Here is a 17,805-nt window from a genome sequence, read left to right on the forward strand (position 1 = left end):
GGCAATTGCCGAAATCGCGTCAACACCTTGACGCGGCCTGCCTATAATGGCCGCCTCGATCAAGGAGTGACGACATGAGCGGTCCGGCACGGCGGAAGCGGTGGGGATGGGCGGCGGCGGTACTGGCAGGAGGCCTGTTGCTGGGCCTGGCCGGCTGCCGCAATGACAGCGGGCAGCTGCCCAAGGCCAGCGGTGAAGCCATCACCACCAAGGCCGAGCAGGTGAAGGAATTCACCCTGCTGCGTGCCTACCCGGACCAGAAGAATGACGGCCTGTCGCTGGCGCTGGAGTTCTCGCGCCCGCTGGTCGGTACCCAGGATTTCGACAAGCTGGTGCGCTTCGAAGAGAAGGTCGGCACCGACGACAGCAGCTGGACGCTGTCCGATGACGGCCTGACCCTGCGCTACCCGTTCGTCGAGGCCGGCAAGGAGTTCAGCCTGGTGGTCTCGCCGAACCTGCTGGCCGCCGATGGCAGCCGCCTGGGCAAGGAACTGAAACAGAAGGTGTTCAGCGGCGAGCTGAAACCGGTGGTCGGCTTCGCCTCGCAGGGCAGCGTGCTGCCGGCCAAGGACAGTCGTGGCCTGCCGGTGGTCTCGGTGAACGTGCCGGAGGTCGACGTCGAGTTCCTGCGCGTGCGCGAGAAGGACCTGCCGACCTTCTTCAGCCAGTACCAGCGCGGTGGCCGCCGCGGCAGCTGGGAGCTGAGCAGCGACTACGAGCGCAGCCCGATCAACAAGCTGGCAGAGCCGGTCTACGTCAACCGCTTCATCCTGGGCGGCAAGAAGAACGAGCGGGTGCTGACCTACCTGCCGACCCAGGACATCAAGGAACTGCAGGAGCCGGGCCTGTACTTCGCCCTGCTCAAGCGCACCGGTGACTACGAAGGCGAGTTCGATACCGCGTTCTTCTCGGTCAGCGACATCGGCCTGCATACCCGCGCCTACAAGGACAAGCTGTTCGTCCATACCGCCGGCCTGAAGGACGGCGCGCCGCTGAAGGGCATCGACCTGCGCGTGCTCGATGCCAAGGGCGAGGTGGTGCTGAAGGGCAGCACCGATGGCAATGGCAACGCGCTGCTGAACTACACCCTGGATGCCACCCACGTGCTGGTCGCCAGCACCGGCAAGGACACCAGCTTCCTGCCGTTCAACCAGCCGGCGCTGGATCTTAGCGAATTCGCCGTGGCCGGCCGTGACAATGCGTGGTTCGACGTCTACGCCTGGTCCGGCCGTGACCTGTACCGCCCGGGCGAGACGGTGCGCCTGTCCGCCCTGCTGCGCGACAACGACGGCAAGCCGGTCAAGGCGCAGCCGGTATTCCTGCGCCTGAAGCAGCCCGACGGCAAGACCTTCCGCGAGACCCGCCTGCAGCCGGGGGACCAGGGCTACATCAACTTCGAGCAGGTCATTCCCGCCGAGGCGCCGACCGGGCGCTGGCAGGTCGAGTTCCGCACCGACCCGGCCAGCAAGGAAGCGATCCAGGGCATGACCCTGCGCATCGAGGAGTTCCTGCCCGAGCGCATGAAGCTGGACCTGGACAGCGCGCAGAAGACGCTGAAGCCCGGTGAGGACCTGCGCCTGCAGGCCAATGGTGCCTATCTGTATGGCGCGCCGGCCGATGGCAACCGCTTCACCGCGCGCATGGCGGTGGCCGCCGAGCAGAAGCCGGTGGAGGGCCTGCCGGGCTATTTCTTCGGTGACCCGACCCTGCAGCTGCCGCGCGAGGCCAAGGACGTGATCGATACCACGCTGCCGGGCAACGGCCAGCTGCGTGAGGACGTCGCGTTGCCGGAAGAGGCAGCCAAGGCCAAGGCGCCGATTGCCGTAGTGCTGTCCGGCAGCCTGTATGAAACCGGTGGCCGCACGGTCACCCGTACCCTGAAGCGGGTGATGTGGCCGGCCAACGCCCTGGTCGGTGTACGCCCGCTGTTCAACCCGGAGGACGGTGCCGATTCCAACGGCAACGCGCGCTTCGAATTGATGCGCGTGGATGCTGCTGGTACGCCGCAGCCGGCCAAGGGCCTGAAGATCACCCTGGTGCGCGAGCTGCGCGACTACCACTGGACCTTCAACGACAATCGCTGGGACTACGATTTCACCCGCCGTTTCGAGAACAAGGAAACCCGCACCGTCGATGCCGGCAGCAGTGCGGTCGCCTTCGATTTCCCGGTGGAGTGGGGCGAGTACCGGGTGGACGTGTTCGACCCGTCCACCGGCCTGACCAGCCGTTACCCGTTCCGCGCCGGCTGGAGCTGGGGTGATGACAACCGCGGCCTGGACGCGCGCCCGGACAAGATCAAGCTGGGCCTGGACAAGACCGGCTACAAGGCAGGCGACACGCTTGAGGTGACGGTGACCCCGCCGCACGCCGGCAAGGGCATCCTGATGGTCGAGACCGACCGCATGCTCTACGTGCAGGACATCGACGCCAAGCCGGGTTCGACCTTCAAGATTCCGGTCACCGCTGACTGGGAGCGCCACGACGTCTACATCACCGCGCTGGTGTTCCGCGGCGGCAGTGCGCCGAGCAAGATCACCCCGGCCCGTGCGGTGGGCGTGGTGCACGTACCGATGGACCGCAAGGGGCGCACCGTGGCCGTCGGCCTGGCAGCGCCCAAGCAGATGCGACCGGAACAGGATCTGCCGGTGACGGTCAGCGCACCGCAGCTGGCCGGCAAAATGGCGCACGTCACGGTCTCGGCGGTGGACGTGGGCATCCTCAACATCACCCGCTTCCCGGTGCCCGACGCCGGTGCGCACTTCTTCGCCCAGCGTCGTCTCGGCATTGATGCCTACGACATCTACAGCCGGGTGATCGAGAGCTTTGACGGCGGTGCCGGCAAGCTGAAGTTCGGTGGCGACATGGCGCTGCAGGCGTTGCCGCAGGCCAAGCGCCCGACCGCGCGCGTGCAGACCGTGGACCTGTTCTCTGGCCCGGTGCAGCTCGATGCCAAGGGCATCGCCCGCATCCGCCTGAAGGTGCCGGACTTCAACGGCACCCTGCGGGTGTCGGCACTGGTCTACAGCGATGACCAGTACGGCAAGCGCGACGTGGAAACCGTTGTGCGTGCGCCGATCCTCGCCGAAGCCAGCATGCCGCGCGTACTCGCTCCGGGCGACCGCAGCACCGTGACCCTGGATGTGCAGAACTTCACCGGCAAGCCGGGCCAGTTCAACGTGAAGGTGGAAAGCGAGGGCCCGCTGAACCTGGGCGAAGGCAGCCGCAGCGTGCAGTTGAATGCCGACGCCAAGACCACGTTGAGCTTCCCGCTTTCGGCACGCGAGGGCCACAGCGTGGCCAAGGTGCGGGTGCGGGTGGACGGCAACGGCTTCAAGGCCGATCGCCGTTACGACCTGCCGGTGCGTGCGGCGTGGCCGCAGGTGCTGCGTTCGCAGGTGCGCACGCTTGATCCGTTGGCCGCGGTCAGCCTCGACAACAGCCTGACCGATGGCCTGATGGCCGAGTCGGTGAATGCCCGCCTGCTGGTCAGCCCGCTGCCGCCGATCCCGTTCGCCAGTGCGCTGCAGGGTGCATTGAACTACCCGTATGGCTGTGCCGAGCAGACCACCAGCAAGGGCTACGCCGCGCTGATCCTGGACCAGGCCACTTCGTCGATGCTCGGTGCCGACGGGCTGGATGCCAAGACCCGCCGCGAGCGCATGGAAGGTGCGTTTGGCCGCCTGGCGTCGATGCAGGTGGCCAATGGCAACTTCTCGATGTGGGGTGACGACGGCTACGTGAACCCGTGGCTGACCCCGTACATCACCGAGTTCCTGCTCGATGCCAAGGACGCCGGCTTCGCCGTGCCCGACAACGTGCTGCAGAAGGCACTCAACCGCCTCAGCGAGGATCTGCTGTCCGGTGGCAACCAGTTCTATGGCCAGGACGACCGCGAGAAGCTGAAGTTCGCCAACCAGGCGTATTCGGGCTACGTGCTGGCCAGGGTCAACCGTGCGCCGCTGGGTACCCTGCGCACGCTGTACGACAACGAGCGCAGCAAGGCGGTCGGCGGCCTGTCGCTGGTCCACCTGGGCGTGGCGCTGTCGTTGCAGGGCGATGCCAAGCGCGGCCAGGCCGCGCTGGCGGCGGCCTTCGCCAAGTCCAGCAGCGAACGCCCGTCGTACTTCGGCGACTACGGCAGTGCGATCCGTGATGACGCGCTGATGATCGCGCTGACCCACGAAAACAAGCTGGCCAAGCCGGCCTGGGATGCACGTGCGGTTGACCTCGGCCGTGGCCTGGATGCGCGCCGCAATGCCGGCTGGATGTGGCTGAGCACGCAGGAACAGGTAGCGATTGCCCGCCTTGGCAAGGCGCTTGCTGCCAACCAGAAGGCGCTGGTGGCCGGTGAACTGGTGATCGGTGGCAACACCGAAGCCATCGGCGAACGCAAGCTGTTCGGCCGCAACTTCAGTGCAAATGAACTCGCCAGCGGCGTGCGCTTCACCCCGCAGGGCCAGCCGCCGATGTTCGCCAGCATCGACGTGGCCGGTATCCCGCGTAGCGCGCCGGCACCGGATAACAGCGTGCTGGGCGTCGAGCGCAGCTACTACGGCACCGATGGCAAGCCGTGGTCGCCGCGGCCGCTGAAGGAAGGCGAAGCCCTGATCGTGCGCGTCACCGTCGCTGCCGACACCACGATGCCCGATGCACTGCTGACCGACCTGCTGCCGGCCGGCCTGGAGATGGAGAACTTCAACCTGGGCGATGCCAAGCAGTGGGCCGACGTGGTGGTCGATGGCATCACCATCAGCGACCGGGGTGAAGCGGCCGATACCAAGCACGAGGAATTCCGCGACGACCGCTACGTGGCCGCGCTGAAGCTCTCGCGTGGCAGCAAGGCCAACGTCTTCTACCTGGTGCGCGCGGTGACCCCGGGTACCTACTCGGTGCCGCCGCCGCTGGTGGAGGACATGTACCGGCCGCAGCTGCGCGGCGTCGGCCGCAGCAACCCGACCACGATCACGGTGGTACAGCCGTGACCGCGCGGACGGGCCGCGACGGTGCGGCCCGTCCAGCTGGCAAGCTCCAATGCGGCACGCTGCAATGACGAACACGATGACGACCCGGCTGGCGGCCCTGCGCCGCCGGCTGCAGCCGCTGTGGCCGTGGCTGCGCTGGGGTACGGCCGCCACGCTGGCACTGCTGCTGGTGCTGGATTTCGCCTTCCCGCCGCCGCTGCCGAAGCAGCGCGATACCAGCACCCTGGTGGTGGCTGCCGATGGCACGCCGCTGCGTGCGTTCGCCGATGCCGAGGGCGTGTGGCGTTATCCGGCATCGACCGACAGCGTCTCGCCGCTGTACCTTCAGGCGCTGCTGACCTACGAAGACCGCTGGTTCTGGCGCCATCCGGGCATCAACCCGCTGGCGATCCTGCGTGCCAGTGGCCAGCTGTTGCGCGGTGGTCGGATCGTGTCCGGTGGCTCGACCCTGACCATGCAGGTCGCACGCATCCTCGATCCGCATACGCGCACGCCCTGGGGCAAGCTCAAGCAGATGCTGCGTGCGGTGCAGCTGGAAGTGCACCTGAGCAAGCAGCAGATCCTGGCCCTGTACCTGGAGCGCGCACCCTACGGCGGCACCATCGAGGGCGTGGAAGCGGCCAGCTGGGCCTACCTGGGCAAGCCGGCGGCGCAGCTGTCGCATGCCGAGGCCGCGTTGCTGGCGGTGCTGCCGCAGGCGCCGAGCCGGCTGCGCCCGGACCGCCATCCGGAAGCGGCTCAGAAGGCGCGCGACAAGGTGCTGTCACGCATGGCCGAGCTGGGCGCGTGGACAGCGGAAGAAGTGGAAGATGCGCGCATCGAGAACGTGGTCGCACGCTCGCTGCGGCCGCCGCTGCATGCCGCGTTGCTGGCGCAGCGCCTGCACTCGGCGCATCCGGGCCAGGCACGCATCCAGAGCAGTATCGACATCGGCCTGCAGCGCACCCTGGAAGAACGCGTGGCCAGCTACTTCTCCACGCTGCCCGAGCGCACTTCGGCGGCCCTGCTGGTGGTCGACAACCAGACCCTGCAGGCGCGTGCCTATGTCGGCACGCTGGCGTTCGGTGACCGCCAGCGGCTCGGCCACGTGGACATGGTGCAGGCCTGGCGTTCGCCGGGCTCCACGCTCAAGCCGTTCCTGTATGCAATGGCGCTGGACGATGGCCTGATCCATTCGGAAAGCCTGCTGGTCGATGCGCCGCAGAGTTTCGGCAGCTACCGCCCCGGCAACTTCGACATGGCCTTCAATGGGCCGATCGGCGCCTCCAGCGCGCTGCGGCTGTCACTCAACGTGCCCTCGGTGGACCTGCTGCAGCGGGTCGGTCCGGCGCGCTTTGCTGCGCGCCTGTCGCACTCCGGCATCCAGCTGCGCTTCCCGCCGGGCAGCACGCCCAACCTGTCGCTGATCCTGGGCGGCACCGGTGCGCGGCTGGAAGATCTGGTCGGTGCGTTCGCCGCGCTCAACCGCAACGGCATCGCCGGGCGCGTGCGCTACACCGATGACGAACCGATGATCGAGCGGCGCCTGGCCTCGCCAGGCGCCAGCTGGATCGTGCGCGAGATGCTGGAATCGAATCCGCGGCCGGGGTATAGCGTCGGGACGTTCGATGTCGGTGGCCGCCCGCGCGTGGCGTGGAAGACCGGCACCAGTTACGGGTACCGCGATGCGTGGGCGATCGGCAGCACCCGCCACTACACCGTGGGCGTGTGGGTGGGCCGGCCGGACGGCACACCGCTACCGGGCCAGTACGGCGCGGTGACCGCGCTGCCGCTGATGTTCGAGGTGGTGGACAGCCTGCCGCGCCAGCGCGGTGACTCGGCCGCTGCGCCGATGCCGGCCAGCGTCAGCCAGGAAGACATCTGCTGGCCGACCGGTGAGCGTGCCGAAGGCCTGCCTGCTGCGCTCTGCCAGCGGCTGATGCCAGCCTATCTGCTGGAAGGCGCGGCACCACCGACCTTCCCCGAACGCGAGGCACGGCGCTGGCAACCGGGTCGGCAGCGCTACCTTGCCGATGCGCGTACCGGTCTGCGCGTGTCAGCCGATTGCCGCTTGCCGCACGAAGAAGTCGCGCGCGAGATCGCGCGCTGGCCAGCGTTGCTGTCGCCGTGGCTGTCCAAGGCCACGCGCGAAGCCTCGCAGCTGCCGGCGCTGTCGCCGGACTGCCGTGATGATGGCCGCGAGGCCAGCGTTGCGCTGCACATCGATGGGCTCAACGATGGCGCCACGCTGGCGCGCGCGCCGAATTCGGAACATGGCGTACGCCTGCAGCTACGCGCGCTGGGTAGCGAGCAGGCGGTGGACTGGTTGCTCGATGGACGCTGGATCGCACAGACGCGCGGTGCGCAGCTGATGCAGCGCGAGTTCGCCGAGCCGGGCGCGCACACCTTGACCGCGCTGGCGGCAGATGGCGCGTGGACACAGGTAAGGTTCAACGTCCTGCGGTAGGTGCCAACCTTGGTTGGCACGCGATGAATGCGCCCACCAGGGTGGGCAACTGCCAAGGCGTATGCGGGGCCGCTATTCCCCGATCCACCCATCCAGCAGGTCGGCGAACTCGTCGGCGTGCTCTTCTTCCTGCGCCAGGATCTCTTCAAGGATGCGCTTGGTGGTGGTATCGCGGTCACCGATGAAGTTGATCATCTCGCGATAGCTGTCGATGGCGATGCGCTCGGCCACCAAGTTCTCGCGCACCATGTCGCGCAGGTCGCTGCCTTCCTTGTATTCGGCGTGCGAACGCGCGGTCAGCGTATCCGGATTGAGGTCGGGCTCGCCGCCCAGCTGGACGATGCGCTCGGCCAGCTTGCCGGCATGCGCCTGCTCCTGCTGTGCATGCTCGAGGAACTCAGCCTTGACCGCGTCGGCCAGCATGCCCTTGGCCATGAAGTAGTGCCGGTAGTAGCGCAGAACGCAGACGTACTCGGTGGCCAGTGCGTCGTTGAGCAGCTTGATCACCACCTCGCGGTCAGCGCTGTAGCTGTCTGTGATCGCCCCGTCTTCGAGGTTGCGCCGGGCGCGCTCGCGCAGGGTTGCGCGATCGCTGATGCCAGGAACGTTCGCGGCGGGCTTGCTGGCTTTGGCTGGCTTGCTGGACATGGCTGGCCGTTTCCTTCTGCGGTGGGGAATCAGGTGGGGAGATGCTCCAGCACGTACTCGGCCGAAGACACTTCGAACTGGCCGGGCTGTTCAACCCAGGCCTCTCGAACTACGCCGTCGTCGACGTACAGGGCAAAACGACGCGAGCGGATTCCCATGCCCGACGCGCTCGCATCAAGCTCCAGACCCAGGGCGCGGGTCAGCTCGGCATTGCCGTCGGACAGCATCAGAAGGCCGTCGGGCACGCTCTGGTCGGCGGCCCAGGCCTTCATCACGAACGGGTCGTTGACGGCCATGCAGTAGACGTCGATGCCGCGCTGGCGGAAGGCCTCGAACTTTTCGACGTAGCCGGGAAGGTGACGTGCCGAGCACGTCGGGGTGAACGCGCCGGGCACGGCGAACAGCACCACCTTGCGCGCATCGAACAACGAATGCGTATCAAGCGTTTCAATGCCCTCGCGGATGCGCTTGAGGGTCACTTCCGGAATGCGGTCGCCGACATGGATGGTCATGGGAACTCCTTGCTGGGGGAGGCTAGTGGGCCGGATGGGACAGGGGCGTCAAGACATTGGAAACCCGGTGTGCAGGCCCCATCTTCCGGCGTTGTGGCAGGGGCTTCCAGCCACAGCGTGGCGCACGGGGATGGCAGCCGCATTGCGCAGGATCAGTCGGCCTCACCGGGGCCGCACGAGGGGCGGCGTAGCCTCGCAGGCGCGTAGAATGAACCCGGGGCGGCGCCACCGGCGCGGCCGAAGCGAATCGAGGTAGCTGGATGGAATTCAAGGATTACTACGCCACCCTGGGGGTGGAACCGAGCGCGGGCGAGGCGGAGATCAAGACCGCCTACCGCCGGCTGGCACGCAAGTACCACCCGGACGTCAGCAAGGAGGCTGGGGCCGAAGACAAGTTCAAGGCGGTCAACGAGGCCTACGAGGCGCTGCGTGATCCGGAAAAGCGCGCGGCCTACGACCAGCTGCGCGCGCAGGGCTATCGCCCGGGCGAGGAGTTCAACGTGCCGCCGAACTACGGCGGCGCCGGTGGTTTCAATTTCGAGGAAGTGTTCGGTGGCGGCGGCCCCAACGGCGGCTTCAGCGACTTCTTCGAAAGCCTGTTCGCGCGCCAGCGCGGTGGAGCGGGCGCGGGGGCCGGTCCGGGCTTCAGCAGCCAGGGCCATGCGCCCAACCGCGATACCCGCGCCAAGTTGTCGGTGCCACTGGAAGCGGCCTACAGCGGCGACAGCCTGCGCATCACCGTCAACGGCAAGCAGCTGGACGTGCGCGTGCCCAAGGGCATCCGCCCGGGCCAGGTGATCCGCCTGGCAGGGCAGGGCAACCATGGCGGCAACCTGCTGCTGGAAGTGGAATACGCCGCCCACCCGCAGTTCGAGGTCGATGGCCGCAACATCCTCTATACGCTGCCGCTCACGCCGTGGCAGGCCGCGCTGGGCACCAGCATCAGCGTGCCGACCCTGGGCGGCGCGGTGGAACTGAAGATTCCGGCCGATTCCGATGCCGGTCGCAAGCTGCGCCTGCGCGGGCGCGGCCTGCCGGGCAACCCGGATGGCGACCAGATCGTCGAGATCGAGATCGTGGCCCCGGCTGCGACCGATGAGGCGCAGAAGAAGGCGTACCGCAATCTGGCCAAGGCGTTCGGCGAGACCATTTGAAGGTAGTGCCGGCCGCTGGCCGGCAACTTCATTGCCCTGGACGGTGATGCGTGGTTGCCGGCCAGCGGCCGGCACTACCGCGCGCGTCTCAGCCCTGGCCCGCGAACACGCGCTCCAGCACCTCGGACAGCTCGTCCTCCGAGAACGGCTTGGTGATGTAGGCCTTGGCGCCCTGGCGCATGCCCCACATGCGGTCGGTGTCCTGGTCCTTGGTGGTCACCAGGATCACCGGGATATGCCGGGTCGCCTCGTCGCGGGCGAGGGTACGGGTGGCCTGGAAGCCGTTGAGGTTGGGCATCACCACGTCCATCAGGACCAGGTCGGGCAGCTCGGCCTTGGCGGTTTCGACCCCGGCGGCGCCATCGGTGGCGGTCAGGATCTGGTGCCCGAGCTTCTCGACGATGCGCTGTATCCCCAACAGCTGCGACGGTGAGTCGTCGACGATCAGAATGCGTGCCATGTTGTTCCCCATGTAATGCCCGCAGTGTAGTGCGGGCCCATTACCGGCGGGAGGGCCACGTCTGCCGTCCGTCGCCTGCCTGCGACGTTCAGTCGATCCGCACCACGGTGCGACCCAGCGAACCGCCCGCCAGCATCCGTTCGAACACGGCAGGAAGGCCATCGAGGCCGACTTCGGCGGTGCAGATGCGGTCCAGGTGCTGCGGCTTCCAGTCACTCCCCAGCCGCGACCACACTTCCTCACGCAGTCCGCGTGGCGCATTGGCCGAGGACACGCCCAGCAGCGAGACACCGCGCAGGATGAACGGCATCACCGTCATGTCCAGCGTCGGACTGGCTGCCAGGCCGGCACTGACCACGCTGCCGTAGGGCACGGTCTGCGCCAGCAGGCTGGCCAGCATGTCGCCTCCGGCATTATCGAGGCCACCCCCGAAGCGGGCCGACTGCAGCGCGCCGGTGTCGGCCAGCGCGTCGCGCGGCAGTACCTCGGTGGCGCCGATGCTGCGCAGGAATCCTGCCTGGTCCGGCTTGCCGCTGACCGCGTGCACGCTGTAGCCGGCACGGCTGAAGATGGACAGCGCCAGCGCACCGACACCGCCGCTGGCACCGGTGACCGCCAGCGGGCCGAGTTCCGGGGTCTGGCGGTTGTCCTGCATGCGCAGCAGGGCCAGCGCCGCAGTGAAGCCGGCGGTGCCCAGCACCATCGCCTCGCGTGGGGTCAGCCCGGCCGGCTGGGCGATCACCGCGCGCGATTCCAGCCGCACGTACTGGCTGTAGCCGCCGTCGCGGGTCTCGCTGAGGCCGCAGCCGGTGGCCAGCACCGCGTCGCCTTCAAGCCAGTCCGGGTCGGTGCTGGCGACCACGGTGCCGGCCACATCGATGCCGCCCACCAGCGGGAAGCGGCGCAGGATCTTCCCTTTTCCAGTACCGGCCAGCGCGTCCTTGTAGTTGACCGAGGACCAGTGGGCGCGGATCAGCACTTGGCCGGGGTTGAGGTCGTCGACCCCGAGCCGGACCAGGCCGCTGCGGTAGCCGGCGTCGTCGTTTTCGATGCGGAAGGCGGTGAACGGGGTGGTGGGGGCCATCGGCGTTGCCTGACTTCGAGGAAAACGCCACCTTACCCCGTTGCCCCCCTTTCGATCCTGCCGATCCGCCCCATCTTGTATGATCGGTGATGGTTTCACGGCTGGCGGTGCGGGAAGGGCCCGCGCCGCAGCCCAAATCTTGATGGAGCGTGCATGGCCTGGAATACACCCGGCGGCAACAAGGGCGGACAAGGCCCCGAGGACAATCGACGCGGGCCGTTCGGGTCACGCGGCGGTGGCAATGGTGGTGGCTGGGGCGGTTTGCCCGGGCCGCTGAAGGACCTGTTCGACGGCGGCATCGTGCGTTGGGTGGTGGCAGCCGTGGTGCTGCTGGTGCTGTTCTCCAGCTTCCAGCTGATCGGCGAACAGCAGCGTGGCGTGGTGCTGCGCTTCGGCCAGTTCTCGCGCATCCTGCAGCCCGGCCCGAACTTCAAGCTGCCGTGGCCGATCGAATCGGTCACCAAGGTCAACGCCACCGAGATCAAGACGTTCTCGATCCAGGTGCCGGTGCTGACCCGCGACGAGAATATCGTCAACGTCTCGCTGAACGTCCAGTACCGCATCGACGACCCGCAGCAGTACCTGTTCGGCACCGTCGATGCCAACCAGGTGCTGGAGCAGTCGGCGCAGAGCGCCGTACGCGAGGAAGTCGGCCGCGCCGATCTCAACGCCGTGCTGAACAACCGTGGCCCGCTGGCCGTGGCCGCCGAGGAGCGCCTGCAGGCGCTGCTGAAGGCGTTCAAGACCGGCCTGACCGTGACCGGCCTGACCCTGCAGGATGCCCGTCCGCCGGAAGAAGTGAAGCCGGCTTTCGACGAGGTCAACGGTGCCCAGCAGGTCAAGGAACGCCTGATCAACGAAGCCCAGGCCTACGCCGCCAAGGTCGTGCCGGAAGCCCGGGGCCAGGCCTCGCGCGCCCGTACCACTGCCGAAGGCTACAAGCAGGCCGTGGTGTCCAAGGCCGAGGGTGACGCGCAGCGCTTCAGCCTGTTGCAGGCCCAGTACAAGGACGCCCCGGAAGTGACCCGCAAGCGCCTGTGGCTGGAGACCGTGCAGCAGGTACTGAGCGAGAACCGCAAGGTGATCGGTGGCGATGGCCGCCAGCTGATCTACGTGCCGATGACCGGCGATACCCGTCCGAGCACGTCGGCTCCGGCCGCAGTGGCCAACCCGGACGTGGTGATGCCGTCGCTGCCGGGTGCAGCGACGGAAGCTTCCCGTGATCCGGGCCGGCCGGTGGGCCGCCCGACCGGGCGACCGAGCGGCCGTGAGGAGGGCAGCCGATGAAGAGTCCTATCTGGATCGCCGTGATCGTGGCGGTGGTGCTGGGCCTGCTCGGCTCGGTGTACGTGGTCCGTGAGGACCAGACCGCCATGGTGCTGAACCTGGGCAAGGTGGTGCGTTCGGACATCAAGCCGGGCCTGCACTTCAAGGTGCCGGTGGTGGAAACGGTGAAGGTCTTCGACCGCCGCTTCCAGGTGCTCGACACCGCGCCGGCGCGCTACTTCACCGCCGAGCAGAAGGACGTCAGCGTCGACTTCTTCGCCATCGGCTACATTTCCAACGTGGGTGACTACTTCCGTGCCACCGGCGGCGATCCGCGCATCGCCAACGCCCGCCTGGCACCGATCATCACCGACTCGCTGCGCAACCAGATCAACTCGCGCACCCTGCAGCAGCTGGTCTCCGGCGACCGCAGCGAGCTGATCGCCGAGCAGCTGAAGGGGATCAACGAAGCGGTGGCCGGCCTGGGCATGCAGATGATCGACCTGCGCATCAAGCAGGTGGACCTGCCGACCGACAGCCAGGTGATCAACGACGTGTACGAGCGCATGCGTGCCCAGCGCAAGCAGGAAGCCGCAAAGCTGCGCGCGGAGGGCGAGGAGCAGTCGCTGACCATCCGCGCCCAGGCCGACCGTGACAGCACTGTGCTGATCGCCGAGGCCGAGCGTGATGCCCAGCGCCTGCGCGGTGAAGGCGATGCCGAGGCGGCCCGCATCTACGGCAAGGCCGGCTCGGCCGATCCGTCGTTCTATGCGTTCTACCGCAGCCTGGAGGCCTACCGTGGCTCCATGACCGACGGCAACGGCGTGATCGTGCTCGACAAGAACGACCCGTTCCTGCAGTACCTGAAGAACGACCGCTGAGGTCGCAGGGCAGTACCCCACGGGGCCCGGCCATATGCCGGGCCCCGTGCTTTTTCCGGAGTCCCCCATGAAAGATCTGTTTGCCGCTGTCTGCCTGGTCGCGGTGCTGGAAGGCCTGTTCCTGTTCGTCGCCCCGTTCGCCTGGAAGCGCATGGCCGAGCGCCTGCTGGACCTGCCCAGCCCGGCCCTGCGCAGCTTCGGTGGGCTGGCGCTGCTGGCCGGCCTGAGCCTGCTGTGGTGGGTGCGGCACTACCGCCTGCGTTCACATGCATGGCCCGGCTCTGGTGGATGCCAACCTTGGTTGGCGTTGCCGGCCAGCGGCCGGCGCGCCCGCCTGCGTTCACCTGCGTGGCCCGGCTCTGGTGGATGCCAACCTTGGTTGGCATTGCCGGCCAGCGGCCGGCACTACCGGGCGGGGCCTGAGTGGCCGGGACGACCGGGCGGGGCGGCTGACCGGCCGGTAAAGCCACCCGTCGGAAAGGTGGCACCCGACCCCGGAAACCCGGATAATGCACAAAAGCCGGACGGGCCTCCCCGTTCGGCTTTTTCCGTGTCTGGGCCTTCCATCGCCGGCCGCTCCCCGTTTGGAGCCGCCTTGCAGGTGCTGGCCAGCCCCGCCACGGTTTACCCGTCCGCGGCCCCGATGGCCGCAACAAATCGAGGAGCCCGTCATGGGTCAGTCTGTCGTAGTGTTGGGTGCCCAGTGGGGCGATGAAGGCAAGGGCAAGATCGTCGATCTGCTCACTGAGGAAATCGGCGCCGTCGTGCGCTTCCAGGGCGGCCACAACGCCGGCCACACCCTGGTCATCAACGGCAAGAAGACCGTCCTGCACCTGATCCCGTCGGGCATCCTGCGTGACGACGCGCTGTGCCTGATCGGCAACGGCGTGGTGATCTCGCCGGCCGCGCTGCAGAAGGAAATCGCCGAGCTGGAAGCCTCCGGCGTGGAAGTGCGGTCGCGCCTGAAGATCTCCCCGGCCGCGCCGCTGATCATGCCGTACCACATCGCCCTGGACCAGGCGCGCGAGCGCGCTGCCGGTGGCAAGGCGATCGGCACCACCGGCCGTGGCATCGGCCCGGCCTACGAAGACAAGGTGGCGCGTCGCGGCATCCGCATCGCCGACCTGCATTACCCGAAGCAGCTGGAAGAACTGCTGCGCACCGCGCTGGATTACCACAACTTCGTGCTGACCAAGTATCTGAACACCGATGCGGTCGACTTCCAGAAGACCTTCGACGAAGCGCTGGCCTTCGGCGAATACGTGCAGCCGATGAAGTCCGACGTGGCCGGCATCCTGCACGACCTGCGCAAGCAGGGTAAGCGCGTGCTGTTCGAAGGCGCGCAGGGCGCGCTGCTGGACATCGACCACGGCACCTACCCGTACGTCACCAGCTCCAACACCACCGTCGGTGGCGCGCTGGCCGGTTCCGGCGTCGGCGCCGATTCGATCGACTACGTGCTGGGCATCGCCAAGGCTTACGCCACCCGCGTCGGCGGTGGCCCGTTCCCGACCGAGCTGGACGACGAAGTCGGCCAGGGCATCCGTGACCGCGGCGCCGAGTATGGTGCGTCGACCGGCCGTCCGCGTCGTTGTGGCTGGATGGACATCGTCGCGCTGAAGCGTGCCGTGGCCATCAACGGCATCAGCGGCCTGTGCATCACCAAGCTGGACGTGCTGGACGGCATGGAAAAGCTGAAGGTCTGCATCGCCTACGAATACAACGGCAAGCGCACCGAGTACGCGCCGCTGGACGCGCAGGGCTGGGAAGAGTGCACGCCGGTGTACCTGGAGTTCCCGGGCTGGAGCGAGAACACCCACGGCATCACCAACTGGGACGACCTGCCGCCGGCTGCGCGCGCCTACCTGCGTTCGCTGGAAGAGCTGGCCGGCTGCCCGATCAGCATCGTCTCCACCGGCCCGGACCGCGACCACACCATGGTCCTGCAGGATCCGTTTGCCTGAGGTAACGCCGGGCGCTGCCCGGCGTAGGTGACAGGAAAAGCCCCGCGCAAGCGGGGCTTTTTCGTTACTGTGTCAGCGGGGTCGGCGAGGAAGCAAAGCGATGACCAGGATGTCAGCGTGAAGGGCGAAACGGCCGTGCGGATCACCCTGTGGGTGTTGTGGAGCCTGTGGGGCATCGCCTGCCTGGTACTGGTGCTGGGCGCGGCAGCCAATACCCTGGCTTCGCGCACGCAGACGGTGCCGTTGGTGCTGAGCCCTGGCGCAACCGCCCAGATCACCGTCTACCGCCTCATCGATGATCAACTGCGGCTGCGCCTGCGCTATGCCGCGGACGGTACGGACGCTGACCCCGAGGTGCTGCTGCGCATCGAAACTCCGACCGATCATGGAGACTTCCGCGCAGGGGAGCGTTCGGGAGTGGCCGGACAGGGCATCAATCGTGGGCTGGCTTCGGTTGAGTCCAGCGGCCTCATGGCGTCCTACTTCGGCTATGGTCGCGGCGATGCATTGCCACGCGGCCGCTCATGGGTGCGGCTAACCGTGCTGGAGGTGGACCCGGCGCTGGCCGATCGCGCGGCCACCGTCGAGCTGCAGCCGCCACTGGACCTGTTGAAGCTGACTGACCTGGATTATGTCTGGTTGTGGCCGTTCTTCTTCTGGAAAGTGGCGGCACTGCTCCTGCTGATTCCAGGAGCTGCCTTGGCGGTGTTCACGTTCACTTTGCGGCGCTGGCAGCACCGGGCTTCGAAGCAGGCGGATTCAGCAGTGGATACGGATTGATCGATTCCCCCTTCCACCACTGCTTCTCCGGCCCCAGCACGTGCACTTCAAAGTGCAGATGCGGAGCCTCGGCACTGGCGTTGCCGGTGCTGCCGACATAGCCGAGGACGTCTCCGCGCTTGATCACCTGCTTCTCCGCCAGGCCATCGGCGTAGCGCTGCAGATGCGCGTAGTAGTAGCACCAGCGGCCACTGGGCTCGAACTGGTAGATCGTCAGGCCACCGCGCTCGCTGTTGAACAGTTTTTCCACCGTGCCATCGGCCACTGCCAGCACCGGCGTACCGGCGGTGGCCATGATGTCGATGGCATCGTGCACGCGGCCTTCGCTACGCGCATCGGTGAACGTGTCGCGCAGCTGGGAGGCCAGGACGCCCTGTACCGGCAGCAGCAGACCCGACGGCGCATCCGCAGTCCGCGCGGCTGACGGTGCGGTGGCGGCGGGGGCAGGGGCCGTGTCGAGCGGCGCTACCGATCCCTTGGCCGGCGCCACAGCGGCTGCCGGTTGTGCTTCCGGCAGCGAGGCGGCTACCGGCTCGCCTGGATCGCGGCGCAGCCACCAGCCGGCCCCCAGTCCCAGCAGCACGCCCAGCACGATCAGCTGCGAAAGACGCATCGGCTCACTCCTGCATCACCACGGGGACGGAGGTATCCACCGCATCGGCCACGCGCAGCGCATCCCAGTTGGTCATGCGCACGCAACCATGTGACTCGGTCTTGCCGACATGGCCGGGCTCGGGCGTGCCATGCAGGCCGTAGTGTGGCTTGGACAGGTCGATCCAGACCCGGCCGACTGGATTGTTCGGGCCCGGCGGCAGTGTCGCCTTCTTTTCGCCCTTGCGCGCATCCCAGAACAGCTTGGGGTTGTAGTGGAACGGCGGGTCGCGATACACGCCCAGGATCTTCCATTCGCCGATCGGCAGCGGATCATGCTGGCTGCCGGAGGAAACCGGCACCTGAGCGATCACCTTGCCTTGCGCATCCAGCAACTGCAGGCTGGAATCGGACTTGTCGACGACCACCTTGGCCGCCTTCGGTAGCGGCGATGGTGCGATATTGGGCACCTGGATGCGGTTGCCCGCCTTGCTCAGATCCACGCCCGGATTGAGCAGCTTCAACAGCTCAGGGGATGCGTGGAAGCGTTCGCCCAGCGACTCTTCGACGTTGTTGAAGCCCAGCGATTTCAGTTTGGCCTGTGCGGCGGGGCCCTTCGGCACCGCCTGGAACGGCCCGGCGACATCCTCGCTGGTCAGCGTGTAGCTGGCCAGGGGGGTGACCGTATCAGCCTGCAGGGCCTGCCAGGTCGCGTCGTCCAGTTCACCGGTGACGGTCAGGCCGTGCGCCGCCTGGAAACCCGACACCGCGCGCCGCTGGTTGCTGCCCACTTCACCGTCGATCTGGCCGGGCGAGAAATTCGCGCGATCCAGCAGCACCTGGGCATGCAGGGCGGAACGTGCTGCGGTGTCCGGTCCGGCCTTCTCGGCGATGGGGGCGGGCAGTCCAGGCGGCGGTGCCTGCGCGAACGCCGGCGATGCCAGCAGCGAGAGAGCGAGCAGGGTGGATCGGTACACGGGTAATGGCATTGGGAACTCCAGCAGATGACGCCACCACCTTGCCTGCAGGCCGCGCCG

The 17,805-nt window shown here is 67.5% G+C and carries 14 protein-coding genes; 8 read left to right on the forward strand and 6 right to left on the reverse strand.

Annotation, left to right across the window (positions count from 1 at the left end):
* Window positions 1–74 precede the first annotated feature (74 nt).
* The gene (locus AC5P99_RS02050) at window positions 75–4,982 is read left to right on the forward strand and encodes an alpha-2-macroglobulin family protein (protein WP_495212841.1); all 4,908 of its coding nucleotides are present in this window, start codon (window positions 75–77) and stop codon (window positions 4,980–4,982) included.
* 64 nt (window positions 4,983–5,046) lie between these two features.
* Entirely contained in the window at window positions 5,047–7,428 is a 2,382-nt protein-coding gene (gene pbpC, locus AC5P99_RS02055) for a penicillin-binding protein 1C (protein WP_049450964.1), read from the forward strand.
* A gap of 72 nt (window positions 7,429–7,500) precedes the next feature.
* On the opposite strand, the gene AC5P99_RS02060 is transcribed toward pbpC, so the two are convergent.
* A complete protein-coding gene (locus AC5P99_RS02060; RefSeq protein ID WP_005410647.1) occupies window positions 7,501–8,076 on the reverse strand; it encodes a ferritin-like domain-containing protein in 576 nt (191 codons plus the stop codon).
* 29 nt (window positions 8,077–8,105) lie between these two features.
* Window positions 8,106–8,588, reverse strand: coding sequence for a peroxiredoxin (locus AC5P99_RS02065; RefSeq protein ID WP_005410646.1), 483 nt, complete (start codon window positions 8,586–8,588; stop codon window positions 8,106–8,108).
* A gap of 260 nt (window positions 8,589–8,848) precedes the next feature.
* On the opposite strand from AC5P99_RS02065, the gene AC5P99_RS02070 reads away from it, so the two are divergent.
* Window positions 8,849–9,742 (forward strand): DnaJ C-terminal domain-containing protein, encoded by an 894-nt coding sequence (locus tag AC5P99_RS02070; protein ID WP_005410645.1) that lies wholly within the window; start codon window positions 8,849–8,851, stop codon window positions 9,740–9,742.
* Window positions 9,743–9,830: 88 nt separating this feature from the next.
* Here AC5P99_RS02070 and pilH read toward each other — a convergent pair whose 3' ends face one another.
* Together pilH and AC5P99_RS02080 are read right to left on the reverse strand one after the other, a co-directional pair.
* Window positions 9,831–10,202 carry a twitching motility response regulator PilH gene (gene pilH / locus AC5P99_RS02075; protein ID WP_005410644.1) on the reverse strand — a complete coding sequence of 124 codons (372 nt, stop codon included), beginning with the start codon at window positions 10,200–10,202 and terminating at the stop codon, window positions 9,831–9,833.
* A gap of 88 nt (window positions 10,203–10,290) precedes the next feature.
* Window positions 10,291–11,286: a YhdH/YhfP family quinone oxidoreductase gene (locus AC5P99_RS02080; RefSeq protein WP_088436304.1), complete on the reverse strand. Its 996-nt coding sequence runs from the start codon at window positions 11,284–11,286 to the stop codon at window positions 10,291–10,293.
* A 153-nt stretch (window positions 11,287–11,439) separates the two neighbouring features.
* Between AC5P99_RS02080 and hflK the strand changes: the two genes are divergently transcribed.
* The 5 genes from hflK to AC5P99_RS02105 all read left to right on the forward strand — a co-directional run bounded on the left by hflK (window position 11,440) and on the right by AC5P99_RS02105 (window position 16,177).
* Entirely contained in the window at window positions 11,440–12,573 is a 1,134-nt protein-coding gene (gene hflK, locus AC5P99_RS02085; protein WP_005414168.1) for an FtsH protease activity modulator HflK, read from the forward strand.
* A complete protein-coding gene (gene hflC, locus AC5P99_RS02090; RefSeq protein WP_005414169.1) occupies window positions 12,570–13,433 on the forward strand; it encodes a protease modulator HflC in 864 nt (287 codons plus the stop codon). The genes hflK and hflC overlap by 4 nt, the downstream gene beginning before the upstream one ends.
* Before the next feature lie 67 nt (window positions 13,434–13,500).
* The gene (locus AC5P99_RS02095; protein WP_495212842.1) at window positions 13,501–14,148 is read left to right on the forward strand and encodes a DUF2065 domain-containing protein; all 648 of its coding nucleotides are present in this window, start codon (window positions 13,501–13,503) and stop codon (window positions 14,146–14,148) included.
* On the forward strand, window positions 14,105–15,397 hold the full coding sequence (locus AC5P99_RS02100; protein ID WP_005410639.1) for an adenylosuccinate synthase: 1,293 nt from the start codon (window positions 14,105–14,107) through the stop codon (window positions 15,395–15,397). The genes AC5P99_RS02095 and AC5P99_RS02100 overlap by 44 nt, the downstream gene beginning before the upstream one ends.
* A gap of 117 nt (window positions 15,398–15,514) precedes the next feature.
* On the forward strand, window positions 15,515–16,177 hold the full coding sequence (locus AC5P99_RS02105) for a hypothetical protein (RefSeq protein ID WP_049450955.1): 663 nt from the start codon (window positions 15,515–15,517) through the stop codon (window positions 16,175–16,177).
* Here AC5P99_RS02105 and AC5P99_RS02110 read toward each other — a convergent pair.
* Entirely contained in the window at window positions 16,113–16,790 is a 678-nt protein-coding gene (locus tag AC5P99_RS02110; RefSeq protein ID WP_495212843.1) for a M23 family metallopeptidase, read from the reverse strand. The two genes, AC5P99_RS02105 and AC5P99_RS02110, sit on opposite strands and share 65 nt — an antisense overlap.
* A 4-nt stretch (window positions 16,791–16,794) precedes the next feature.
* Window positions 16,795–17,757, reverse strand: coding sequence for a L,D-transpeptidase family protein (locus AC5P99_RS02115; RefSeq protein ID WP_005410636.1), 963 nt, complete (start codon window positions 17,755–17,757; stop codon window positions 16,795–16,797).
* Window positions 17,758–17,805: the final 48 nt, after the last annotated feature.

This window comes from Stenotrophomonas sp. YJH_SMC_80 (assembly GCF_059372495.1).